This window comes from Brevundimonas sp. D3-1P (assembly GCF_055809335.1).
Window position 1 is genome coordinate 451,377 of record NZ_CM147908.1, and the last position, 21,439, is coordinate 472,815.

Genomic DNA, 21,439 nt, shown 5'->3' on the forward strand with positions numbered 1-21,439 from the left:
ACCGGACCATGAAACTGGATCGCCGCAGCCTGCTGGGCCTGATGGGGGCGGGGGCCGCGACGCCCGCCCTGGCGCAGGGCGCCGCCGCCGGGCGGGTCGCCTTTCTGCATGGGGTCGCCAGCGGCGATCCCGACACCCGCTCGGCCGTGTTCTGGACGCGCGTCACCCCGGCCGAAGGGTCGTCCGGCGATGTGGCGGTGGCGCTGGAGGTCGCGCGCGACGCAGACTTTCGCGACATCGTGCGCCGCATCGACGGTCTCGGCGCGCGGGCCGAGCGGGACTTCACCGTCAAACATGATCTGGACGGGCAGGGGCTGGAGCCCGGGCGGGACTATTTCTACCGATTCATCGCCGGGGAGGCGATTTCGCCGGTCGGTCGGGTGCGGACCCTGCCGGAAGGGGCGACCCGGGACGTGACGCTTGGGGTGGTGTCGTGCCAGCTTTATCCGGGCGGGCTGTTCAACGCCTATGACGCCCTGTCCAAGCTTGAGCGGCTGGATGCGGTCGTGCACCTGGGCGACTACATCTATGAATACGGGGCGGCCGCCGACGACTATGGCATGACCTCCGGCGCGGCCCTGGGCCGGGCGCCGCTGCCCCCGCACGAGATCGTGACCCTGGCCGACTACCGGACCCGCCACGCTCAGTACAAGACCGATCCCGACCTGCAGGCCGCCCACGCCCGCGCGCCCTTCATCTGCGTGTGGGACGACCACGAGGTGGCCAACGACACGTGGATGACCGGGGCGGAAAACCACCAGTCGGCAACAGAAGGCGACTTCGCTGCGCGCAAGGCCGCGGCCCTTCGGGCCTATTACGAATGGATGCCGATCCGCGAACCCAAGGCGGGCGCGCTGAAGGAGGCGATCAACCGCAGCTTCGACTTCGGCGATCTGGCCACCCTGACGATGGTGGAGACGCGGCTGCTGGCGCGGGGCGAGCAGATGACCTTCGCCGACATTCCAAAGGCGCCGGACGGCCAGCCGGACGTGGCGGCGTTCGAGGCCGCGCGCCAGGCGCCGGATCGCGACCTGCTGGGCGATGCGCAGCGCCGGTGGGTCGGCGAGACGTTGAGCCGATCCAAGGCGGCCGGCCGCCCATGGCAGATCATCGGCAACCAGGTGGTGATGGCGCGGGTCAAGGGACCGGACATCTCGCGCATGATGCCGGCCGAACAGGTGCAGCAGATGATCGCCAGTCTGCCGGCCGACGTGCGACCCCAGGTAGAGGCGGCGATCCAGCTGTTCAAACTGGGCCTGCCGTTCAATCTGGACAGCTGGGACGGCTATCCGGCGGGGCGGGAGCGTCTGTACGAGACGTTTGCGGCGGCGGGGGTTTCGCCGGTCGTGCTGGCGGGCGACAGCCACGCCTTCTGGGTCAATGAACTGCATGACAAGGCCGGCGCGCGCCGGGCGGTGGAGTTCGGCACGTCCTCGATCTCCAGCCCCTCGCCGGGCGACCATGTCGGCGGCCTGCCGCTGGGCGCGGCCCTGTCGGCGGCCAACCCGGAGGTCAAGTTCTGCGACCAGACGGCCAAGGGCTATGTGCTGCTGAAGGTGACGCGCGAGACGCTGACCGGCGAGTTGTGGGCCGTGTCCACCATCATGGCGAAACCGTATGAACCGAAGCGGCTGAAAACCTTCGTCGTCACGCCGGACGGCGCGCTGACCGAAATCTGATCCATCAGGCGAAGCCGAAACGAAAACAGGGCCCGCAGTCGCTGCGGGCCCTGTTCTTTTGGTCGCTTGTCAATCCAAGGTCAGGCCGATCTCGCCCGGGTCTTGTCGGACGAGCTGCGGGCCAGTTCGCGGTTCAGCCACAGGGCGATCAGGGTGCAGACCGCGCCGGACAGCAGATAGGCGCCGGCCGCGATCAGGCCGAACTGGCTGGAGATCCACAGGGCCGCCAGCGGGGCGAAGCCGGCGCCGAACAGCCAGGCCAAGTCCGACGTCAGGGCCGAAGAGGTGTAGCGGTTCGTCAGGCTGAAGCTGGAGGCCACCGGACCCGACGCCTGGCCGAACGACAGGCCGAGCAGGATGAAGCCCGAGATCATGAAGGTCAGCTCGCCCGCCGCGCCGCCGTTCAGCAGCTGAGGCGCGAAGCCCGAGAAGGCGGCGATGCCCGCGGCGGTGACGGCCAGAACGGTGCGACGGCCGTAGCGGTCGGCCAGCACGCCAGATGCAAGAATGGCGATCAGGCCGAAGACGGCGCCGACCATCTCGATCAGCAGGAAGCGAACCGGCGTCTCGTTGGTGAACAGGAAAATCCACGACAGCGGGAAGACCGTCACCATGTGGAACATGGCGAAGCTGGCCAGGGGGGCGAAGGCGCCGATGGCGATCTTGGGGCCTTCGACGCGGATGGCCTGGCTGACCGGCGTCGGCTGAAGCTCGCGCGTTTCGAACAGGTTCTGGAAGGCGGGCGTCACCACGATGCGCAGTCGCGCGAACAGGGCCACGACATTGATGGCGAAGGCCACGAAGAACGGATAGCGCCAGCCCCAGTCCAGGAAGTCGGGGGCCGACAGCGTGTTCAGGAAGAAGGCGAACAGGGCCGAGGCGACCAGAAGGCCGATGGGGGCGCCCAGTTGCGGGATCATGGCGTACCAGCCGCGCTTCTTCTCGGGCGCGTTCAGGGCCAGCAGCGAGGCCAAGCCGTCCCAGGTGCCGCCCAGGGCCACGCCCTGGCCAATGCGGGTCAGGGCCAGAAGGACCGGCGCCCACATGCCGATGCTCTCGTAGCTGGGGATGAAGGCCACCGACACGGTCGAAGTGCCCAGCAGCAGGAGGGCGGTGGTGAGCTTGGCGCCGCGGCCGAACTTCCGGTCGATGGCGATGAACAGCACCGTGCCCAGCGGCCGGAACAGGAAGGCCAGGGCGAAGACGGCGAAAGACAGAAGAGTGCCGCCCACCGCGCCCGCATAGGGGAAGATGAGTTGCGGGAAAACGACCACCGAAGCGATGGCGTAAACAAAGAAGTCGAAAAACTCGGACGTTCGGCCGATAATGACGCCGATGGCGATCTCGCCGGCGTCAACCTTGCCATGCCCCTTGTGAAGGGTTGCGGCGTCGCGTTCCAGCGACTCGGACGAAGGGGTCGTCGAGGCGGACATGGGCTTGGTCGCTCCGTGTGAGACAGTAATCTTAGGCGTACGGCGGATCGCCGCATTATGACCGGGCGCCCTTTGCGATGAAAGCGGCCTCAAGAGGATAGGACAGATTGTCCAATGTCGTTGCAGATCGAAGCTGACTATCGGGCGCAGTTCGAACGCCAACCGTCGCGGCGCCTCCCCCTTGCCCGACGCTTTCCGATTGGATCCGCCTTGCGCCGTCTGCGCCTACTTTTGCTCGCGCCCGTCGTGGCCCTGCTGTCGGCCTGTGACCTGGTCGTCCTTAAGCCCGCCGGCGACGTCGCGTCCCAGCAGGGCGACCTGCTGATGATCTCGACGCTGCTGATGCTGATCATCATCCTGCCGGTGATGGCGTTGACCGTCTTCTTCGCCTGGAAGTATCGGGCGTCGAACAAGGAGGCCGAGTATCAGCCGGACTGGGACCACTCGACCTCGCTGGAACTGGTCATCTGGGCCGCGCCGCTGCTGATCATCATCTGCCTGGGCGCCCTGACCTGGGCCGGCACCCATCTGCTGGACCCCTATCGCCCGATCGACCGGATCAAGCCCGGCCAGGCCGTCGCCGAGAACGTCGAGCCGCTGCAGGTCAATGTCGTGGCCTTAGACTGGAAGTGGATGTTCATCTATCCGCAGTACGGCGTCGCCACGGTCAACGAGCTGGCGGCGCCGGTGGATCGGCCGATCCGCTTCCATATCACCTCGTCCTCGGTGATGAACAGCTTCTACATTCCCGCCCTGGCCGGCCAGATCTACGCCATGCCGGGCATGGAGACGAAGCTGCACGCGGTGATCAACCGCCCCGGCGAATACGAAGGCTTCTCGGCCAACTATTCCGGCGACGGCTTCTCGCACATGCGCTTCGCCTTCCACGGCCTGGACCAGGCCGGCTTCGACCGATGGATCGCCGGCGTGCGCCAGTCCGACCAGCCGCTGGATCGCGACCGTTATCTGGAGCTGGAAAAGCCCAGCGAGAAGGTTCCGGCCATGCACTTCTCCAGCGTGGACGGAATGCTGTGGGATGCGATCCTGAACATGTGCGTCGAGCCGGGCAAGATGTGCATGGGCGAGATGATGGCCATCGACAAACAGGGCGGCCTGAGCATGGCGTCGCTGCGCAACACCATGCCGCTGGTCTATGACAAATACGCCGGGCGCGGTAAGTCGCCGGCCTATTTCGGATCGAACGACAGCTATGTCATGACCATCTGCACGCCGTTGCAGGCCGAAGCCGCCGCCGCGGACCGAATGCGCCGCGCCGCGCTGGACGCCGTCGTCGCCCCCAACAGCCTGGACCGCCTGGCCGGGCAGGGGCTCTCGCCGAAGCGGGCCTCGCTGGCGGCCCTGACCAATGTGGCGCCCGGCGCCTTCGCTGCGGAGCCGACCGGCGTCCGCTCCGCACCCAACGCCTGAGCGATCGAGTTCGATGAACGCTGACCAAATCCTTCCGCTGATCTTCGGGCGACTGACGCTTGAGGCTCTGCCGCTGCACGAGCCGATCCTGGTCGTGACCATGATCGTCGTGGCCCTGGGCGGCGTCGCCCTGCTGGGCGCCCTGACCTATTTCAAGCTGTGGGGCTATCTCTGGAAAGAGTGGTTCACCACGGTCGATCACAAGAAGATCGGGATCATGTACATGATCCTGGGCCTGATCATGTTCGTGCGCGGCTTCGCCGACGCCATCATGATGCGTCTTCAGCAGGCGATGGCCTTCGGCGGGTCCGAGGGCTATCTGAACGCCCACCACTATGATCAGGTCTTCACCGCCCACGGCGTGATCATGATCTTCTTCGTGGCCATGCCGCTGGTGACGGGCATCATGAACTATGTCGTGCCGCTGCAGATCGGCGCGCGCGACGTGTCCTTCCCCTTCCTGAACAATTTCAGCTTCTGGATGACGACGGCCGGGGCGATCATCGTCATGGCCTCGCTGTTCGTGGGCGAGTTCGCGCGCACTGGCTGGCTGGCCTATCCGCCGCTGTCAGGCATCGGCTACAGCCCCGGCGTCGGGGTCGACTACTACATATGGGCCCTGCAAATCGCGGGGGTGGGGACGACGCTGTCCGGCATCAACCTGATCGCGACCATCGTGAAGATGCGTGCGCCCGGCATGGGCATGATGAAGATGCCGGTCTTCACCTGGACCTCGCTGTGCACCAACGTCCTGATCGTGGCGTCCTTCCCGGTCCTGACCGCCGTCCTGGCCCTGCTGACGCTGGACCGCTACGTCGGCACCAATTTCTTCACGAACGACTTCGGCGGCAACCCGATGATGTACGTGAACCTGATCTGGATCTGGGGCCACCCGGAGGTCTACATCCTGATCCTGCCGCTGTTCGGAGTCTTCTCGGAGATCGCCTCGACCTTCTCGGGCAAGAAACTGTTCGGCTATACGTCGATGGTCTACGCCACGGTCGTCATCACGATCCTGTCCTACCTCGTGTGGCTGCACCACTTCTTCACCATGGGCTCGGGCGCCTCGGTGAACAGCTTCTTCGGCATCACGACGATGATCATCTCGATCCCGACGGGGGCCAAGATATTCAACTGGCTGTTCACGATGTATCGCGGACGCATCCGGTTCGAACTGCCGATGATGTGGCTGGTCGCCTTCATGCTGACTTTCGTGATCGGCGGGATGACGGGCGTTCTGCTGGCGGTGCCGCCGGCCGACTTCGTGCTGCACAACTCGCTCTTCCTGGTCGCCCACTTCCACAACGTCATCATCGGCGGCGTGTTGTTCGGCCTGTTCGCGGCCATCAACTTCTGGTGGCCCAAGGCCTTCGGCTTCAAGCTGAACAAGAAATGGGGCCTAGTCAGCTTCTGGTGCTGGGTGCCCGGCTTCTGGCTGGCCTTCCTGCCGCTGTACGTGCTGGGCCTGATGGGCGTGACGCGCCGGATGCGGGTGTTCGACGATCCGTCGCTGCAGATCTGGTTCGTGATCGCCGCCATCGGCGCGGGCGTGATCGCCCTGGGCATCGCGGCCATGTTCATCCAGTTCGCCGTGTCGATCATCAACCGCGACAAGCTGCGCGACGTCACGGGCGATCCGTGGGGCGGGCGCACCCTGGAATGGGCAACGTCCTCGCCGCCGCCGGACTACAACTTCGCCTCGACGCCGGTCGTCCATGACGCCGACGCCTGGTGGGACATGAAGAACAAGAAGTATCAGCGCCCGCTGAGCGGCTACAAGGCGATCCACATGCCGTCGAACACGGGGGCGGGGGTCATCATCTCGGGCCTGTGCCTGGTGATGGGACTGGCGCTGGTCTGGTACATCTGGTGGCTGGCGGCCGTGTGCTTCGTCGGCGTGCTGGCGGTCGCGATCGGCCACACCTTCAACTACAAGCGCGACTACTACATCCCCGCGGATGAGGTGCGCGCGACCGAAGAGGCGCGCACGCGCGCCCTGGCCGGAACGGAGGCCTGATCCATGAGCGCGACCGCGATCAAGCTGGACGATCCCACCGTCTTCCACCTGGAAGAGGAGCCGCACCACGAGGAAGGCTCCAGCACCATGCTGGGCTTCTGGCTCTATCTGATGAGCGACTGCCTCATCTTCGCGATGCTGTTCGCCGTGTTCGGCGTGCTGGGCGGCAACTACGCCGCCGGGCCGGGACCCAAGGAGCTGTTCGACCTGGAGCTGGTGGCGGTCAACACCGCCATGCTGCTGTTCTCGTCGATCACCTACGGCTTCGCCATGCTGGCGATGGACAGGAACAACACTCGCCAGACCCTGGTCTGGCTGGCGGTCACGGGCCTGTTCGGACTGGCCTTCCTGGGCATCGAACTCTACGAATTCGCCCATCTGATCCATGAAGGCGCCACGCCGCAACGCAGCGCCTTCCTGTCGGCCTTCTTCACCCTGGTCGGCACCCACGGCCTGCACGTCACCTTCGGCATCATCTGGCTGGTGACGCTGATGGTTCAGGTCGGGATGAAGGGGCTGATCCCCGCCAACAAGCGCCGGCTGATGTGCCTGTCGATGTTCTGGCACTTCCTGGACGTCATCTGGATCGGCGTCTTCACCTTCGTCTATCTGCTGGGGATGGTGCGATGAGCGCTGACAAGAACGACCACAGCCCGGACTCCAACGAGACCGACCACCTGGGCCACGAGGCGCACAATCACGGCTCGTTCAGGAGCTATATGATCGGTTTCGTGCTGTCGGTGATCCTGACGGCCATTCCGTTCGCCCTGGTCATGACCGGCGCCCTGCCGGCCCAGGCGACGGCCCTGATCGTCATGGCCTTCGCCGTGGTGCAGATCGTGGTCCACATGATCTACTTCCTGCACATGAACTCCAAGTCCGAGGGCGGCTGGACCATGCTGGCCCTGATCTTCACCATCATCGTGGTGGTCATCGCCCTGGCGGGATCGCTGTGGGTCATGTACCACCTGAACACCAACATGATGCCCGCGACCCACGACATGTCGCAGATCATGGGCTGACGAGGGCGCGATCAGTCGGATTTCGCCAACCAGAACCCGCCGACCGATGCGCCTTGTCGTATCGGTCGGCGTCCTGATCCTGTTCGCCGGCTTTGTCGCCCTGGGCGTCTGGCAGGTGCAGCGGCTGGCCTGGAAGACCCAACTGATCGCCCAGGTGGACGCACGGGTCCACGCCGCGCCTGTCCCGGCGCCTGGCCCGGCGCAGTGGCCCGGCGTGACGCGCGAGAAGGACCAGTATCGCCGGGTCGTCCTGCACGGGACCTATCGCCACGACAGAGAAACCCTGGTCCAGGCCGTCACCGACGCGGGCGGCGGTTTCTGGGTCATGACGCCGCTGGACGATGCGCGCGGCTTCACCGTCCTGGTCAATCGCGGCTTCGTGCCGCCGGGACGCAGCGACCCCGCCGCACGCGCCGACGGCCAGGCGTCGGGGCTGCAGACCGTGGTGGGCCTGCTCAGGATCACCGAGCCCAGGGGCGGCTTCCTGCGGGCCAACGATCCCGAGCATGACCGCTGGCGCTCGCGCGACGTGGCGGCCATCGCGGCGCGGCGCGGCCTGGATCGGCCGGCGCCCTATTTCGTCGATGCGGATGCGACGCCCAATCCCGGCGGCTGGCCGCTGGGCGGACTGACGGTCATTCGGTTCCCCAACAGCCACCTGATCTACGCTCTGACCTGGTTCGGAATGGCGTTGCTGACCTTGGTCGGCTTCGCCCTGTTCCGACGCGAGTGGCGGCGCGCGGATCGGCGGGGCGGGACGTGACCCCGACGCTTCAGCGCCTGCTGGGCCTGGGCGGGCTCAGCGGCGAGGTGGCGACACACGGCGCGGCCAACCGCCGCAACATGCTGCTGCTGATCCAGCTGCGCTGGCTGGCAGTGGCGGGCCAGATCGCCACCATACTGATGGTCGAATATGTCATGGGCATACCGCTGCCCATCGTTTGGCTGCTGGCCGCGCCGGCGGGGCTGGTCCTGGTCAATCTGGTCAGCGCGCCGCTGGCCGCGCGCCAGGCCGAGGTCGAGGATCGGTCGCTGATGATCGCCCTGCTGACCGACGTGGCCGCCCTGACCTGGCTGCTGTTCCTGACGGGCGGGGCGGCCAATCCGTTCGCGGCGCTTTATCTCTTGCAGGTCGTTCTGGGGGCGGTGCTGCTGGCCCCGATCTACGCTTGGGCGCTGATCGCCGTCACCACCCTGTGTTTCGCCGGCCTGGGGCTGCACTCCCGGCCCCTGAACCTGCCGCCGGCGCGCGAGGGATCGCTGCTCGGCCTGTATCTTCAGGGCAGTCTGATCTGTTTCGTGCTGATGGCGGTGCTGTTGGTGCTGTTCGTCACGCGGATCAGCCAGAACCTGCGCGAGCGCGACGCCGCCGTCGCCGCCATGCGCCAGCAGACGGCCGAGCACGATCATATCGTCCGCCTGGGCCTGTTGGCGTCGGGCGCCGCGCACGAACTGGGCACGCCCCTGGCGTCCCTTTCGGTGATCCTCAGCGACTGGAAGCGGATGCCGGCCCTGACCCAGGACGCCGACCTGGCCCAGGATATGGCGACGATGCAGGCCGAGGTCGAACGTTGCAAGGCCATCGTCACCGGGATTCTGTTGTCGGCGGGCGAGGCGAGGGGCCTGGCGCCCCAGCGCACCACCCTGCGGGCCTTCGTCGCCGATGTGGTCGCCAGTTGGAGCGGCGACGGGGTGGCGGTCGAAATCCATGACGAACTGAGCCAGAACCCCGCGATCATCGCCGATCCGGCCCTGCGCCAGGTGCTGGGGGTGCTGTTCGACAATGCGGTGGAGGCGGGCGCGCGCCGGATCGCGGTCACGATCGCCCAGGCCGACGAGGTGCTGAGCATCGCCGTGCGCGACGACGGTCCGGGCTTCGCCGCGAGCGTGCTGCAGGCCTGGGGCAAACCCTATAATTCGACCAAGCCGCGCGCGGGGGCGGGGCTGGGTCTGTTCCTGCTAATGAATGTGGTGCGCTCGCTGGGCGGGCGCGTCGACGCTTCCAATCCGCCCGCAGGCGGCGCAGAGGTGCGGCTGAGCCTGCCGCTGTCGGCGCTGTCGCCCAAGGATACGATCACTCCATGACCGATGACAATCAAACCAGGCTGCTGCTGATGGTGGAGGACGACGAGTCGTTCTCGGCGACGCTGCGCCGGTCGTTCGAACGTCGCGGCTACACGGTCGTCAGCGCCGCCAGCCCCGACCAGATGGCCGAGGTGTTGAAGGTGCATCGTCCGGGCTATGCGGTCGTGGACCTGAAGCTGGGCGGGGCGTCGGGTCTGACGTGCGTGGAGGCGCTGCACGCCTTCGATCCAGCGATGAACATCGTGGTCCTGACCGGTTTCGCCAGCATTGCGACCGCTGTGGAGGCCATCAAGCTGGGCGCGCGACACTATCTGGCCAAGCCCGCCGGCACCGACGACATCGAGGCGGCCTTCGCTCGGGCCGACGGCGACGCCGAAACGCCGCTGGGCGCCCGGCCGACCTCGATCAAGACCCTGGAGTGGGAGCGGATCCACGAGACCCTGGTGGAGACCGACTTCAACATCTCCGAGGCCGCGCGGCGCCTGGGGATGCACCGCCGCACCCTCGCGCGAAAGCTGGAAAAGCGCCGCGTGAACTGAAGGCCTTCAGTCCAGTTCGGCCGCGATCCGTTCGGCCAGCGCCTCGAGGACGGCCGGGTCGGCCATCGGCGCATGGCCGTGGCCCTTCATCTCCCGGTCGGCCCAGCGGGGCACGATGTGGAAATGCAGGTGAAAGACCGTCTGGCCGCCGGCGTCGCCGTTGAACTGCATGATGGCCAGCCCCTCGGGCCGCAGCGCCTTTTCGACCGCCTTGGCCGTGCGTTGCAGGGCGGCGGTCAGGCGCGCCAGCACCTCTGGCTCGACCTCCAGGAGGTTACGGGCCTGGGACTGTTTGGCGATGATCAGGACGTGGCCTTCGGACTGGGGAAAGACGTCCATGAAGGCCAGAACGTGGTCGTCCTCCCACACCCGCACCGAGGGGATTTCGCCGCGCAGAATCCTGGCGAAGATGTTGTTCGGGTCATAGGCGCCGTGCAGGCTCATGGGCGGTCTCCGTTCGGTCTGAACTTTCGATTAGCAGCGCGCGCGTGAAAGCGGGAGCCTTCGCCCGCCTCATGCATTATGGTGACGCTTGAACCCTTGGAGCGTCCCCTATGATCCGTTTCATCATCCAGGCCGTGGTCACGATGGCCGGCCTGTGGCTGTCGGCGCGGATCGTGCCGGGCGTCGATTTCACCAACAACGGATCGCTGGTCGCGGCGGCCGTCATCCTGGGGCTGGTCAACGCCGTGGTCAGGCCGATCATGGTGGTGCTGACCTTCCCGATCACGGTCGTCACCCTGGGCCTTTTCCTCTTGGTCGTGAACGCGGCCATGATCGGCCTGACCGCCATGTTCCTGGGCGGCTTCGTGGTCGACGGCCTGTGGGCCGGAATCGGCGCGGCCATCGTGACCGGCGTGGTCAGCTGGATCGCCGGGGCCTTCATCGGCGGGGACGAGGTTCGCCGCTAGGGCGAGCGCCGCCGGAGCGGGGGGAGGGTCAGCCGACCTTCACCCGCGTCGCCGCCTCGGGCAAATCCTCGCCGAAGGCGCGCTGATAGAATTCGGCTATGGTCGGGCGTTCAAGCTCGTCGCACTTGTTCAGGAAGGTCAGGCGGAAGCTAAGCGCCAGATCGCCGCCGAAGATGATGGCGTTCTGGGCCCAGGTGATGACCGTGCGGGGCGACATGACGGTGGAGATGTCGCCGTTCATGAAGGCGTTGCGGGTCATGTCGGCGACGCGGACCATGGCGGCGATTCGGCGGCGGCCCTCGGCGTCCTTCCATTCCGGCACCTTGGCGGCGACGATCTCGGCCTCCACGTCGTGGTCGAGGTAGTTCAGCGTGGTGACGATGTTCCAGCGGTCCAGCTGGGCCTGATTGATCTGCTGCGCGCCGTGATACAGGCCCGTGGTGTCGCCCAAGCCGATGGTGTTGGTGGTGGCGAACAGTCGGAAGAAGCGGTTGGGCCGGATGACGCGGTTCTGATCCAGCAGGGTCAGGCGGCCTTGCGCCTCCAGCACGCGCTGGATCACGAACATCACGTCCGGGCGGCCGGCGTCGTATTCGTCGAACACCAGGGCGATGGGACGTTGCAGCGACCAGGGCAGGATGCCCTCGCGGAATTCGGTGATCTGCTTGCCGTCCTTCAGGACGATGGCGTCCTTGCCGATCAGGTCGATGCGGCTGACGTGGCTGTCCAGATTGACGCGAACCAGGGGCCAGTTCAGGCGGGCGGCGACCTGTTCGATATGGGTCGACTTACCGGTGCCGTGATAGCCCTGGACCATGACGCGGCGGTCGAAGGCGAAGCCGGCGCAGATGGCGAGGGTCGTCTGCGGGTCGAAGCGATAGGCCTCGTCGATCTCGGGCACATGGCTGTCGCGCTCGGCGAAGGCGGGCACGGTCATGTCGCTGTCCACGCCGAAGGCCTCGCGCAGGGTCACGCGGCGGGCGGGTTCGAGCGTCAGCAGGGGATCGGGGGAGGCGTCGAGCGGGGAGGTCATGGAAAAGCGATTAGCGCAGGTTCGGGATCACTAAAACCCCGCTCATCCCCGCGAAAGCGGGGACCCGGTTCTTTCGCTCGGCACGGCGTGGATCGAGAGCAGAGACAGCCTCGAACGATCATCGCCCAAAGCACTGGGTCCCCGCTTTCGCGGGGATGAGCGGAGAGGAAGAAGTCAGGCGGCGGACAGCTTCACATCCACATTGCCGCGCGTGGCGTTGGAGTAGGGACAAACCTGGTGAGCCTTGTGGATCAGATCCTCGATCACGGCCTGATCCAGGCCATGATCCGCGACCGTCAGGTCCACGTCGAGGTTGAAGCCCTCGCCCACCGGATTCTTGCCGAAGCCGACGCCGGCGGTGATCTTGGTGTCCGGGCCGACCGGGGTTCCGGCCTTGCCGCTGACCAGGCGAAGGGCGCCCAGGAAGCAGGCGGCGTAGCCGGTGGCGAACAACTGCTCGGGATTGGTCCCGTCGCCCCCCTTGCCGCCCATTTCCGCGGGGGTGGACAGCTTGACGTCGATCTTGCCGTCGTCGGTGGTCGACCGGCCGTCTTCGCGGCCGCCGCCGGACGCCGCGGCCTGGGCGCGATACAGAACTTCCATGGTGGGCTCCTGGGGATTGGAAAGCTGGAGATGGGGGCTTAACGGGAGACGGGAAGGGGACGTTGCATCGGCGCTCTAGCAATCGACCGGCGACGCGGGCTAAAGCTCGCCTTCGGGGCGCGTCGTGGAGTACGCAGTGAAGATTGCCGAACGCTGGTTCGTGTGGGCGGGCATGGTTCTGCTGGGCGCCATCGCCCTGGCGGGGTTGGTGGTCGCCGTCTATGCGGCGTGGCTGTTCCACGACCTGCCGGATGCGTCCGAGCTGGCCGATTATCGTCCGCCCACGGCGACGCGCGTCTATGCCGGCGACGGCACCCTGATCGGCGAGTTCTCGGACGAGCGTCGCATCTATGTGTCCTACGACCAGATCCCGACGACGGTCGTCCACGCCTTCCTGGCGGCCGAGGATCGCAACTTCTTCCAGCACGGCGGCATCGACGTGGGCGGCATCGGCCGGGCCTCGATCAAGAACGTCTTCAACCTGGCGCAGGGCCGCCGGCTGGAGGGCGGATCGACCATCACCCAGCAGGTGGCCAAGAACGTCCTGCTCACCAACGAATCCAGCCTGAACCGCAAGGTGAAGGAAGCCATCCTGGCCAATCGCCTGGAAGCGACCCTGTCCAAGCAGCAGATTCTGGAACTGTACCTGAACGAGATATTCCTGGGGTATCGCTCGTTCGGCATCGCCTCGGCGGCCTACAACTATTTCGGCAAGTCGCTGGCGCAGCTGACGCCGGACGAGGCGGCCTTCCTGGCGTCCCTGCCCAAGGGGCCGAACAACTATCACCCCAAACGCCACCCCGGCGCGGCTAAGGGCCGGCGCGACTGGGTGTTGGGCGAAATGGAGCAAAGCGGCTGGCTGACGCCGGCCGAGCTGGTCGCCGCCCGCGCCAAGCCGCTGGTGACGCGCGATGCGCCCCAGCGCTCGGACTACAAGGACGCGGACTTCTTCGTGGAGGAGGCGCGGCGCCAGGCGGCGGCCAACCCCCAGTTCGGCGAACAGCTCCGCGCCGGCGGCTTCTATATGCGCACCACGCTGGATCCCACCTTGCAGACGGCGGCGCGGCGCGCCCTGATGCAGGGGCTGGAGAACTATGACCGACGTCATGGCTGGCGCGGCGGCTGGGGCGCGACGGATCTCGAACCGGGCTGGCAGGCCGAGGCCCTGCGCGGCCGGATTCCGCCAGAGCGGCGCAGTTGGGAGGCCGCCGCCATCGAGAGCGTCAGCGGCGACACGGTGCGCATCCGCACCGCCAAGACCGACAAGACCGGCACCCTGCTGGCCGCAGACGCCGCCTGGGCCAACGCCAACCGCCAGTTGCGGCGCGGCGAACTGATCTTCGTGGAGCCGCGGGGCGGGCAGTACGCCCTGAAACAGGTGCCGCGCGTCAACGGCGCCCTGGTGGCGATCGAGCCGCAGTCGGGCCGGGTGCTGGCCATGGTCGGCGGCTATTCCTATGCGCTGTCGAGCTTCAACCGGGCGACCCAGGCCAAGCGCCAGCCCGGATCGGCCTTCAAGCCGTTCGTCTATGCGACGGCGCTGGAGGGGGACTTCACCCCGGCCTCCATCGTGCTGGACGCGCCGATCAGCTTCGCCGGCGGGCCGAACGGCCAACGCTGGACGCCCGAGAACTACAGCCGCCAATACTATGGCCCGCAGACGCTGCGGCGCGGGCTGGAACTGTCGCGCAACGTCATGACGGTGCGCCTGGCCCAGGCCGTCGGCATGAAGAGGATCGTGGATCAATCGGCCAGGATGGGGCTGCCGGGTTTGACGCCGAACCTGTCGGTGTCTCTGGGCGCCGGCGAAGTCACGCCGCTGGACATCACGGCCGCCTATTCCGCCTTCGCCAACGGCGGGCGGCGGGTGACGCCCTATCTGATCGACTATGTCCAGGACCGTGACGGCGAGACCATCTTCCGCGCCGACAACCGCACCTGCCGCGAATGCGGACGAGGCTTCTCAGGTCAGGAATCGCCGCGTCTTCAGCCACGCGGAACCCAGGTGATCGATCCGATCACCGCCTATCAGATGAGCTCCATGCTGGAAGGCGTGGTCCAGCGCGGCACCGCCGCCAGCGCGCGGGGCCTGGGGCCGTGGGTCGCCGGCAAGACCGGCACGACCAACGAATACCGCTCGGCCTGGTTCGTGGGCTTCACCACCGACATCGTGGTGGGCGTCTTCATCGGCTTCGACGACAACCGTTCGCTGGGGTCGGGCGAGGCAGGCGCCTCGGCGGCCGTGCCGGTCTTCACCGACTTCATGCAGACGGCGCTGAAGGAGCGGCCGGCGCGTCCGTTCGTGCGGCCCAAGAACGCCGTCTTCCGCACCGTGAACGGCATCGAGGAAGCCTTCCGTCCCGGCACCGAGCGTCAGGCCCCGCCGCCCGTCCGGGCTCCCGCCGCGCCGGTGGGTCCCCAGAACTACTATGACGTGATCCGCCGCGAACAGGAGGCCGCCTCGGGCGCCCCGGCCGCCGTTCCGGCCCCGACCGCGCCGCCGCCGCCGAAGAAGGCGCCGGCCGAGGACTTGAGCGGATTGTACTGAGGCTCTAGGTAGGCCGTTCGAACGGCGCGTCCTCGTGGCGCGCCGTTTTCATTAATCTTGCCCTATCGCACGGCCTGCGGGCCGTGCTGCCTGAGGGCCTTGTATCGCTGGAGATTGCGATGAGACCGGATGTCGAGGCCATGAAGGCCGACATCGAGCAGAGCGTCGCTCTGCTCAGGAGGCGTCTTTGACTGGGATGCCGCTCTAAGGAAGCTCGACGAGCTGAACGCGCGGGTCGAGGACCCGACCCTGTGGGACAAGCCCGACGAGGCCCAGGCCGTCAGCCGCGAACGTTCGCAGCTGGAAGCCAAGATCAACACCGTCAAGGCGATGGAGCAGGACCTGGAAGACGGGGTGATGCTGGCCGAGATGGCGGACGAGGAGGGCGACGAGGGCGCGCTGGAAGAGGCGCGCGCGTCGCTGCGCGGCATCAAGGATCGCGCCGCCCGCGCGGAACTGGAGGCCTTGCTGTCGGGCGAGGCCGACGGCAACGATGCCTATCTGGAAGTGAACTCGGGCGCCGGGGGCACCGAATCGAACGACTGGGCCGGGATGCTGCTGCGGATGTATTCCCGCTGGGCCAAGGCGCACGGCTATGAGGTCACGGTCGAGGCTTATGAAGACGGCGAACAGGCGGGGGTCAAGTCGGCCACCATCCTGGTCGAAGGCCCGAACGCCTATGGCTGGCTGAAGTCGGAATCGGGCGTGCACCGCCTGGTGCGCATCAGCCCCTATGACGCGGCGGCCAAGCGCCACACCAGCTTCGCCTCGGTCGGCGTGTCGCCGGTCGTGGACGATGCGATCGAGATCGACATCAACCCCTCGGACGTGCGCACCGACACCTATCGCGCCTCGGGCGCCGGCGGCCAGCACATCAACAAGACCGATTCGGCCGTGCGCCTGACCCACATCCCGACCAATACGGTCGTCGCCTGCCAGGCTGGCCGGTCCCAGCACCAGAACCGGGAAATGGCCTGGAAGATGCTGCGCGCGCGCCTGTACGAGCTTGAGCTTCAGAAGCGCGAGGCCGCAGCCCAGGCGCTGGCCGACGCCAAGACCGACATCGGCTGGGGACACCAGATCCGGTCCTATGTGCTGCAGCCGTACCAGATGGTGAAGGACCTGCGGACCGAGGTCGAGACCTCGGACACCCAAGGGGTTCTGGACGGCGACCTGGACGCCTTCATGGGCGCGGCCCTGGCGGCGCGGGTCGGCGAGACGCGCGGATCCAGCGTGGACTAAAGGAAAAGGGGCGGCCTGCTAGGCTGCCCCTTCTTCTATTCAAAGATGCGCGATTCAGGCCGGCGACTTGGCTTCGGCCTTGTCCGCCTTCTCGGGTTTCGGCGCGGGGGCTTCCAGCATGGCGGCGCCGGGGGTGTCGCGCTTGGCCTGGTTGCAGCGGCCCTGGAACCAGGCGCCCTGGTCGATGGCCAGCTGCTCCTGGGTGATGTCGCCCTCGACACGGGCGGTGGCGTAGAGCTTGACCTGTTTGGCCACGATTGCGCCCGAGACGCGGCCGCGCACGTCCAGAACGTCGGCATGGACCGTGCCCTCGACCGAGCCGCCCTCGCCGATGACGACGCGGGAGACGCGCACGTCGCCCTTCAGAGAGCCGTCGATCTGAAGCTCGCCGGCGCCGGAGATGTTGCCTTCGTATTTCACGCCCGCCGACAGGGTGGACAGGTTGCTGGACCGCGCCGGGCGGCTCGGCTCGGGCGCGCGGGGGGCGGGCGCCGCCGTGGGAAGGGCCGGCGTCGGGGCCGGTTCCGGCGCCGGGGGGATGCCCAGCCCCTGTGATCCGTTGTCGTAGGATTTGCTCTTGGTGAACATGGTGCGCTCCGCATCCGCCAGCCAAGGCCGGCCAAAGCCCCTATTAGCCCTCGAACCCCACTAGGCCGTGGGCGGGCGGGCCAGGTCAAGCGCCAGCTTGCGAACCGCGCTCGTCGATCACAGGGTTTTGGCGGCCTGGAGGACGGCGGCGGCGTGGCCGGCCACCTTGACGTTGCGCCAGGCCTGGGTGATCCGGCGGTCGGCGGCGATCAGGAAGGTGGCGCGCTCGATCCCCATATAGTCGCGGCCATAGAGTTTTTTCTGAACCCAGACGCCCCATGCCTCGCAGGCCGCGCCGTCCTCATCCGAGGCCAAGACGACGGCCAGGCCGTGTTTGGCCTTGAAGCGGTCGTGCTTCCTCACCGTATCCTTGGACACGCCAATCACTGTGACGCCCAGAGCGGCGAAGTCGGGCGCCAGGGCGGTGAAGTCCTGAGCCTCGCGGGTGCAGCCGGTCGTGTCGTCCTTGGGATAGAAATAGACGACCACGGGCTTGCCCTTCAGGGCGGCGAGCGAAACGCGGCCGCCGCCGTCCGTGGGCAGGTCGAGGGCCGGGGCGGGATCGTTGACTTCATGCATCAGGCATTCCTCGTTTCCGCTCATCCCCTCGAAGGCGGATCGAGCGGGGTCAGACGGGCTTCACCAGAACGATCTTCTTCTTGCCGGCCGCCAGCTTGATGACGCCGTCCTTCACGTCGGCTTCGGTCAGCGCCTGGGCGCCGTCGGACACGGCGATGTCGTTCAGGCGCAGGCCGCCGCCCTGGGCCAGGCGGCGCGCCTCGCCGTTGGAGGCGGTCAGGCCGGCCTTGGTCACGACGGCGGCGATCATGGCGCCGTAAACTTCGGCGGTCGGCAGTTCGACGGTCGGCAGATCGGCCGAGACCTGGCCCTTTTCGAAGGCGGTTTCGGCGGCGGCGCGGGCGGTCGCGGCCGCCTCGGCGCCGTGCAGCATGGTGGTGGCGGCGTCGGCCAGGGCCTTTTTGGCGTCGTTGATGGCCGCGCCTTGCAGGGCCTCGTATCGCGCGATCTCTTCGTCCGACAGGTCGGTGAACAGGCGCATGAAGCGGCCCACGTCACCGTCCTCGGTGTTGCGCCAATATTGCCAGTAGTCATAGGGCGACAGGGCGTCGGCGTTCAGCCACACGGCCCCGCCCACGGTCTTGCCCATCTTCTGGCCCGAGGCGGTCGAGAGCAGCGGCGTGGTCAGGCCGAAGGCGGCCTTCTGGTCCACCTTGCGGGTCAGTTCGACGCCGTTGATGATGTTGCCCCACTGGTCCGATCCGCCCATCTGCAACTGGCAGCCGTAGCGGCGGTTCAACTCCAGGAAGTCGGTCGCCTGCATCAACATATAGTTGAATTCCAGGAAGGTCAGAGGCTGTTCGCGCTCCAGGCGCAGCTTGACGGAATCGAAGCTGAGCATCCGGTTGATGGTGAAATGGGTTCCGTATTCGCGAAGGAACTCCAGATAGCCGAGTTTCGACAGCCATTCGTCGTTGTCGAGCATGATGGCGTCGGACGGGCCGTCGCCGAAGGTCAGGAACTTTTCGAACACGCCCTTGATGCCGGCGATGTTCTCGGCGATCCGCTCTTCGGTCAGCAGGGGGCGCTGGGTGTCCTTGAAGGAGGGGTCGCCGACCTTGGTCGTGCCGCCGCCCATCAGGACGATGGGCTTGTGCCCCGCCTGCTGGAGACGGCGAAGCAGCATGATCTGGATCAGGTGGCCGACATGCAGCGACGGCGCCGTGGCGTCGAAGCCGATATAGCCCGTGACCACGCCCTCGGCTGCGGCGGCGTCCAGTTCGGCCGGATGGGTGATCTGATGGATATAGCCTCGCGCCTGCATGGTGCGGAGGAAGTCGGATTTGAAAGCGTGTTCGGTCATGGCGGGCTGGGTTAGCAAAGATGCCGACGGGCGTCTTCCCCCCTAGTCGAGGCGGCGTTGGCTGTTCAGACGGTGCGGATGAAAAACACCGTCTAAAGTGTCTAATTCGTCTAATCTCGATCGGCGCGAAATTGCACTGCACTCCGAAAACGCGTGCAAAATGCAAGGCGGTGCAATTTCAGGCGGAGCGGCTTTAGACATGGCGCGCCCATTGTACAGCCGTTGCGAGGTGCGACGGGGCGGCGACGCTGCGTCGGCTCAGGACGCTGTAAACTTAGCCAATATCCTGCGCAGATGCGATGGCTGGCGAACTCCCGCTGACCTGTCCGCCTTCAAGGAATCAGACGGTTGAGGATCAGCGCGACTAATGCGACACCCACAGTCCACGTCAGGAATACGGAAGACGGTTCGGACGACGCGCCGCTGACAGCGAGACAGAGCACGAGCGGTCCAATGAAGAGGTGGAAGCGATCCTTCAGAAACTGACGCTTTTCAGGGAAGGTCATCTGCGGACCGTAGGGGGAGCGCTTGGGCATATTGTGATGCTTCCACGGTGCTTAGGCGCGCGCAAGGGTTGATCTGGCGGCGGCTTTGACCCACGGCCGGCCTGCGATACGAAGGCCCTATGCGTCTGCCTCTAATCCCGCACCCGACATCCAGTTCTGCGGGACTGACTCTGGAGGTCGAGGCCCGGCGAGTCCGGCGCGTGCTGAGCCTTGAGTATGTGCTGGCCGGACCGGTTGAGAGGGTGTGGCAGCCGGAGGCGGCGGCGCGGGTGCGGACGGATGAGCTGTGGCGGGCGACCTGTTTTGAGGCCTTCGTTCGCACCGAGGCGGACGGCTATGTCGAATACAATCTGTCGCCGTCGGGGGCGTGGGCGGCCTATCGGTTCGACGGTTATCGGCAGGGGATGCGGCCCTTCGACATGGCGGCGCCCTTCATCGTGACGCGCCGCGCGCCGGGCCTGTTCGTGCTGACGGCGGACCTCGCCCTGCCCACAGGCGCGACGGGGGCGACGGGGCTGACGGCTGTGATCCAGCGGATGGACGGAACGGTCGGATACTGGGCCTTGAGGCATTCGTCCGATAAGCCGGACTTCCACCACCCCGACACGTTCGCCTTGGAGCTAAAATGAACTTCGGTCTCGACCGCCTGTTGTCCGACGCCGCGCTGCGGGCGCCATTGAAGGGGCGGCGCGTGGCCTTGCTGGCGCATCCGGCGTCTGTGACGAAGGACCTGACCCATGCGGTGGACGCCCTGGCCGCCTGTCCCGAGATCGCGCTGAGCGCCGCCTTCGGCCCGCAGCACGGGATGAAGGGCGACCTGCAGGACAATATGATGGAGAGCCCGGACTATCGCGATCCGGTGCACGGCATTCCGGTGTTCAGCCTGTACGGCGAGGTGCGCCGACCCAGGGACGAATGGATGGAGACGTTCGACGTCGTCCTGATCGACCTTCAGGACCTGGGATGCCGCATCTACACCTATGTCACCACGCTGCTCTATGTGCTGGAGGCGGCGGCGAAACACGGCAAGGCGGTGTGGGTGCTGGACCGGCCCAATCCGGCCGGCCGGCCGGTGGAGGGCGCGACGCTGAGGCCCGGATACGAGAGCTTCGTCGGGGCGGGGCCGATGCCGATGCGGCATGGGATGACGCTGGGCGAACTGGGCCTGTGGTTCATCGAACACTTCCATCTGGACGTCGAATACCAAGTGATCGAGATGCAGGGCTGGGCGCCGGAACAGGGGCCGGGCTTCGGCTGGCCGCTGGGCGAACGGTCGTGGGTCAACCCCAGCCCCAATGCGCCGAATCTGAGCATGGCCAGAATCTATGCCGGCACGGTGATGCTGGAGGGGGCGACCTTGTCGGAGGGGCGCGGCACGACTAGGCCGCTGGAATTGTTCGGCGCGCCCGACATCGACGCGCGGGCGGTGATCGCGGAAATGCACGCCCTGTCGCCCGATTGGCTGAAGGGATGCGTGCTGCGGCCCATGTGGTTCGAGCCGACCTTTCACAAACACGTCGGAACACTGTGCAGCGGGGTTCAGATTCACGTCGACGATCCCGCCTACGATCACGCCGCCTTCAGGCCCTGGCGGGTGCAAGCGGCGGGGTTCAAGGCCGTCCGACGGCTCTATCCCGACTACGACCTGTGGCGGGATTTTCCGTATGAGTATGCGTTCGGAAAACGGCCCATCGACGTGATCAACGGCGGACCGGCGCTCCGCGAATGGGTGGATGATCCCGACGCGACGCCCGCAGACCTGGACGCCCTGGCCACGTCCGACGAGGCCGCATGGGAAGCGACGCGCCGGCCGTATCTGTTGTACTGACGCCTGACGTGGACCATAATAAAAATCTATCTAATATCAGAAAATAAGTGATTGGGCTTATTGGGCGCGGTGCGGTAGGAGAGGGCCTCCCAACC

General features: G+C 66.6%; 21 protein-coding genes. 13 read left to right on the top strand and 8 right to left on the bottom strand.

Features of this window, described 5'->3' with window-relative positions; translation table 11 throughout:
• Nucleotides 1–8: 8 nt before the first annotated feature.
• Nucleotides 9–1,679: an alkaline phosphatase D family protein gene (locus AC0L6G_RS02280; protein WP_473252787.1), complete on the top strand. Its 1,671-nt coding sequence runs from the start codon at nucleotides 9–11 to the stop codon at nucleotides 1,677–1,679.
• A gap of 80 nt (nucleotides 1,680–1,759) precedes the next feature.
• On the opposite strand, the gene AC0L6G_RS02285 is transcribed toward AC0L6G_RS02280, so the two are convergent.
• Nucleotides 1,760–3,112 carry an MFS transporter gene (locus tag AC0L6G_RS02285; RefSeq protein WP_291536719.1) on the bottom strand — a complete coding sequence of 451 codons (1,353 nt, stop codon included), beginning with the start codon at nucleotides 3,110–3,112 and terminating at the stop codon, nucleotides 1,760–1,762.
• Between the two features lie 210 nt (nucleotides 3,113–3,322).
• On the opposite strand from AC0L6G_RS02285, the gene cyoA reads away from it, so the two are divergent.
• The 7 genes from cyoA to AC0L6G_RS02320 are packed head-to-tail and all read left to right on the top strand — an operon-like array spanning nucleotide 3,323 to nucleotide 10,203.
• Nucleotides 3,323–4,540: a ubiquinol oxidase subunit II gene (cyoA, locus tag AC0L6G_RS02290; RefSeq protein ID WP_473252788.1), complete on the top strand. Its 1,218-nt coding sequence runs from the start codon at nucleotides 3,323–3,325 to the stop codon at nucleotides 4,538–4,540.
• A gap of 13 nt (nucleotides 4,541–4,553) precedes the next feature.
• A complete protein-coding gene (gene cyoB / locus AC0L6G_RS02295; RefSeq protein WP_473252789.1) occupies nucleotides 4,554–6,557 on the top strand; it encodes a cytochrome o ubiquinol oxidase subunit I in 2,004 nt (667 codons plus the stop codon).
• A gap of 3 nt (nucleotides 6,558–6,560) precedes the next feature.
• Entirely contained in the window at nucleotides 6,561–7,187 is a 627-nt protein-coding gene (gene cyoC, locus AC0L6G_RS02300; protein ID WP_291539659.1) for a cytochrome o ubiquinol oxidase subunit III, read from the top strand.
• The gene (gene cyoD, locus AC0L6G_RS02305) at nucleotides 7,184–7,579 is read left to right on the top strand and encodes a cytochrome o ubiquinol oxidase subunit IV (RefSeq protein WP_291539661.1); all 396 of its coding nucleotides are present in this window, start codon (nucleotides 7,184–7,186) and stop codon (nucleotides 7,577–7,579) included. Before cyoC ends, cyoD begins: the two co-directional genes overlap by 4 nt.
• Before the next feature lie 46 nt (nucleotides 7,580–7,625).
• Entirely contained in the window at nucleotides 7,626–8,342 is a 717-nt protein-coding gene (locus AC0L6G_RS02310) for an SURF1 family protein (RefSeq protein ID WP_293827182.1), read from the top strand.
• The gene (locus AC0L6G_RS02315) at nucleotides 8,339–9,664 is read left to right on the top strand and encodes an ATP-binding protein (RefSeq protein WP_291539664.1); all 1,326 of its coding nucleotides are present in this window, start codon (nucleotides 8,339–8,341) and stop codon (nucleotides 9,662–9,664) included. The genes AC0L6G_RS02310 and AC0L6G_RS02315 overlap by 4 nt, the downstream gene beginning before the upstream one ends.
• Nucleotides 9,661–10,203 carry a response regulator transcription factor gene (locus AC0L6G_RS02320; protein ID WP_291539666.1) on the top strand — a complete coding sequence of 181 codons (543 nt, stop codon included), beginning with the start codon at nucleotides 9,661–9,663 and terminating at the stop codon, nucleotides 10,201–10,203. Before AC0L6G_RS02315 ends, AC0L6G_RS02320 begins: the two co-directional genes overlap by 4 nt.
• 6 nt (nucleotides 10,204–10,209) lie before the next feature.
• Here AC0L6G_RS02320 and AC0L6G_RS02325 read toward each other — a convergent pair whose 3' ends face one another.
• Entirely contained in the window at nucleotides 10,210–10,647 is a 438-nt protein-coding gene (locus AC0L6G_RS02325; RefSeq protein WP_291539669.1) for an HIT family protein, read from the bottom strand.
• A gap of 110 nt (nucleotides 10,648–10,757) precedes the next feature.
• On the opposite strand from AC0L6G_RS02325, the gene AC0L6G_RS02330 reads away from it, so the two are divergent.
• Complete coding sequence (locus tag AC0L6G_RS02330; protein WP_291539670.1) at nucleotides 10,758–11,114, top strand: phage holin family protein; 357 nt, start codon at nucleotides 10,758–10,760, stop codon at nucleotides 11,112–11,114.
• Between the two features lie 28 nt (nucleotides 11,115–11,142).
• On the opposite strand, the gene cobS is transcribed toward AC0L6G_RS02330, so the two are convergent.
• Complete coding sequence (gene cobS, locus AC0L6G_RS02335; RefSeq protein WP_291539673.1) at nucleotides 11,143–12,147, bottom strand: cobaltochelatase subunit CobS; 1,005 nt, start codon at nucleotides 12,145–12,147, stop codon at nucleotides 11,143–11,145.
• A 174-nt stretch (nucleotides 12,148–12,321) separates the two neighbouring features.
• Nucleotides 12,322–12,750 carry an organic hydroperoxide resistance protein gene (locus AC0L6G_RS02340; RefSeq protein WP_293827185.1) on the bottom strand — a complete coding sequence of 143 codons (429 nt, stop codon included), beginning with the start codon at nucleotides 12,748–12,750 and terminating at the stop codon, nucleotides 12,322–12,324.
• 136 nt (nucleotides 12,751–12,886) lie between these two features.
• Between AC0L6G_RS02340 and AC0L6G_RS02345 the strand changes: the two genes are divergently transcribed.
• Nucleotides 12,887–15,298 (top strand): penicillin-binding protein 1A, encoded by a 2,412-nt coding sequence (locus AC0L6G_RS02345; protein WP_293827186.1) that lies wholly within the window; start codon nucleotides 12,887–12,889, stop codon nucleotides 15,296–15,298.
• Between the two features lie 119 nt (nucleotides 15,299–15,417).
• Nucleotides 15,418–16,540, top strand: a protein-coding gene (gene prfB / locus AC0L6G_RS02350) for a peptide chain release factor 2 (RefSeq protein WP_293827187.1) whose coding sequence is annotated in 2 segments (ribosomal slippage) — nucleotides 15,418–15,486 and nucleotides 15,488–16,540 — 1,122 coding nt in all. Because the reading frame shifts where the segments join, the coding sequence is not laid out codon by codon here.
• A gap of 54 nt (nucleotides 16,541–16,594) precedes the next feature.
• Here the strand turns inward: prfB and AC0L6G_RS02355 are convergent.
• From AC0L6G_RS02355 to AC0L6G_RS02370, 4 genes are all read right to left on the bottom strand, one after another.
• Nucleotides 16,595–17,128: a bactofilin family protein gene (locus AC0L6G_RS02355; RefSeq protein WP_291539682.1), complete on the bottom strand. Its 534-nt coding sequence runs from the start codon at nucleotides 17,126–17,128 to the stop codon at nucleotides 16,595–16,597.
• A 117-nt stretch (nucleotides 17,129–17,245) separates the two neighbouring features.
• Nucleotides 17,246–17,707 (bottom strand): peroxiredoxin, encoded by a 462-nt coding sequence (locus tag AC0L6G_RS02360; RefSeq protein WP_473252790.1) that lies wholly within the window; start codon nucleotides 17,705–17,707, stop codon nucleotides 17,246–17,248.
• A gap of 49 nt (nucleotides 17,708–17,756) precedes the next feature.
• Complete coding sequence (tyrS, locus tag AC0L6G_RS02365; protein WP_293827190.1) at nucleotides 17,757–19,010, bottom strand: tyrosine--tRNA ligase; 1,254 nt, start codon at nucleotides 19,008–19,010, stop codon at nucleotides 17,757–17,759.
• A gap of 332 nt (nucleotides 19,011–19,342) precedes the next feature.
• Nucleotides 19,343–19,546 carry a hypothetical protein gene (locus tag AC0L6G_RS02370; RefSeq protein WP_293827192.1) on the bottom strand — a complete coding sequence of 68 codons (204 nt, stop codon included), beginning with the start codon at nucleotides 19,544–19,546 and terminating at the stop codon, nucleotides 19,343–19,345.
• 89 nt (nucleotides 19,547–19,635) lie between these two features.
• Here AC0L6G_RS02370 and AC0L6G_RS02375 point away from each other — a divergent pair, with 89 nt between their 5' ends.
• Together AC0L6G_RS02375 and AC0L6G_RS02380 are read left to right on the top strand one after the other, a co-directional pair.
• Complete coding sequence (locus AC0L6G_RS02375; protein WP_293827194.1) at nucleotides 19,636–20,145, top strand: DOMON-like domain-containing protein; 510 nt, start codon at nucleotides 19,636–19,638, stop codon at nucleotides 20,143–20,145.
• Nucleotides 20,142–21,344, top strand: a complete 1,203-nt coding sequence (locus AC0L6G_RS02380) for an exo-beta-N-acetylmuramidase NamZ family protein (protein WP_293827196.1) — start codon at nucleotides 20,142–20,144, stop codon at nucleotides 21,342–21,344. The genes AC0L6G_RS02375 and AC0L6G_RS02380 overlap by 4 nt, the downstream gene beginning before the upstream one ends.
• Nucleotides 21,345–21,439: the final 95 nt, after the last annotated feature.

What these genes read in the sequence shown, in the direction of transcription:
- AC0L6G_RS02370 (WP_293827192.1), bottom strand. Translation starts at nt 19,546, where the DNA reads ATGCCCAAGCGCTCCCCCTACGGTCCGCAGATGACCTTCCCTGAAAAG.
- cyoB (WP_473252789.1), top strand. Translation starts at nt 4,554, where the DNA reads ATGAACGCTGACCAAATCCTTCCGCTGATCTTCGGGCGACTGACGCTT.
- AC0L6G_RS02310 (WP_293827182.1), top strand. Translation starts at nt 7,626, where the DNA reads ATGCGCCTTGTCGTATCGGTCGGCGTCCTGATCCTGTTCGCCGGCTTT.
- AC0L6G_RS02325 (WP_291539669.1), bottom strand. Translation starts at nt 10,647, where the DNA reads ATGAGCCTGCACGGCGCCTATGACCCGAACAACATCTTCGCCAGGATT.
- tyrS (WP_293827190.1), bottom strand. Translation starts at nt 19,010, where the DNA reads ATGACCGAACACGCTTTCAAATCCGACTTCCTCCGCACCATGCAGGCG.
- AC0L6G_RS02375 (WP_293827194.1), top strand. Translation starts at nt 19,636, where the DNA reads ATGCGTCTGCCTCTAATCCCGCACCCGACATCCAGTTCTGCGGGACTG.
- AC0L6G_RS02320 (WP_291539666.1), top strand. Translation starts at nt 9,661, where the DNA reads ATGACCGATGACAATCAAACCAGGCTGCTGCTGATGGTGGAGGACGAC.
- AC0L6G_RS02280 (WP_473252787.1), top strand. Translation starts at nt 9, where the DNA reads ATGAAACTGGATCGCCGCAGCCTGCTGGGCCTGATGGGGGCGGGGGCC.
- AC0L6G_RS02355 (WP_291539682.1), bottom strand. Translation starts at nt 17,128, where the DNA reads ATGTTCACCAAGAGCAAATCCTACGACAACGGATCACAGGGGCTGGGC.
- AC0L6G_RS02340 (WP_293827185.1), bottom strand. Translation starts at nt 12,750, where the DNA reads ATGGAAGTTCTGTATCGCGCCCAGGCCGCGGCGTCCGGCGGCGGCCGC.
- cobS (WP_291539673.1), bottom strand. Translation starts at nt 12,147, where the DNA reads ATGACCTCCCCGCTCGACGCCTCCCCCGATCCCCTGCTGACGCTCGAA.
- AC0L6G_RS02330 (WP_291539670.1), top strand. Translation starts at nt 10,758, where the DNA reads ATGATCCGTTTCATCATCCAGGCCGTGGTCACGATGGCCGGCCTGTGG.
- AC0L6G_RS02360 (WP_473252790.1), bottom strand. Translation starts at nt 17,707, where the DNA reads ATGCATGAAGTCAACGATCCCGCCCCGGCCCTCGACCTGCCCACGGAC.
- cyoC (WP_291539659.1), top strand. Translation starts at nt 6,561, where the DNA reads ATGAGCGCGACCGCGATCAAGCTGGACGATCCCACCGTCTTCCACCTG.
- cyoD (WP_291539661.1), top strand. Translation starts at nt 7,184, where the DNA reads ATGAGCGCTGACAAGAACGACCACAGCCCGGACTCCAACGAGACCGAC.
- AC0L6G_RS02380 (WP_293827196.1), top strand. Translation starts at nt 20,142, where the DNA reads ATGAACTTCGGTCTCGACCGCCTGTTGTCCGACGCCGCGCTGCGGGCG.
- AC0L6G_RS02285 (WP_291536719.1), bottom strand. Translation starts at nt 3,112, where the DNA reads ATGTCCGCCTCGACGACCCCTTCGTCCGAGTCGCTGGAACGCGACGCC.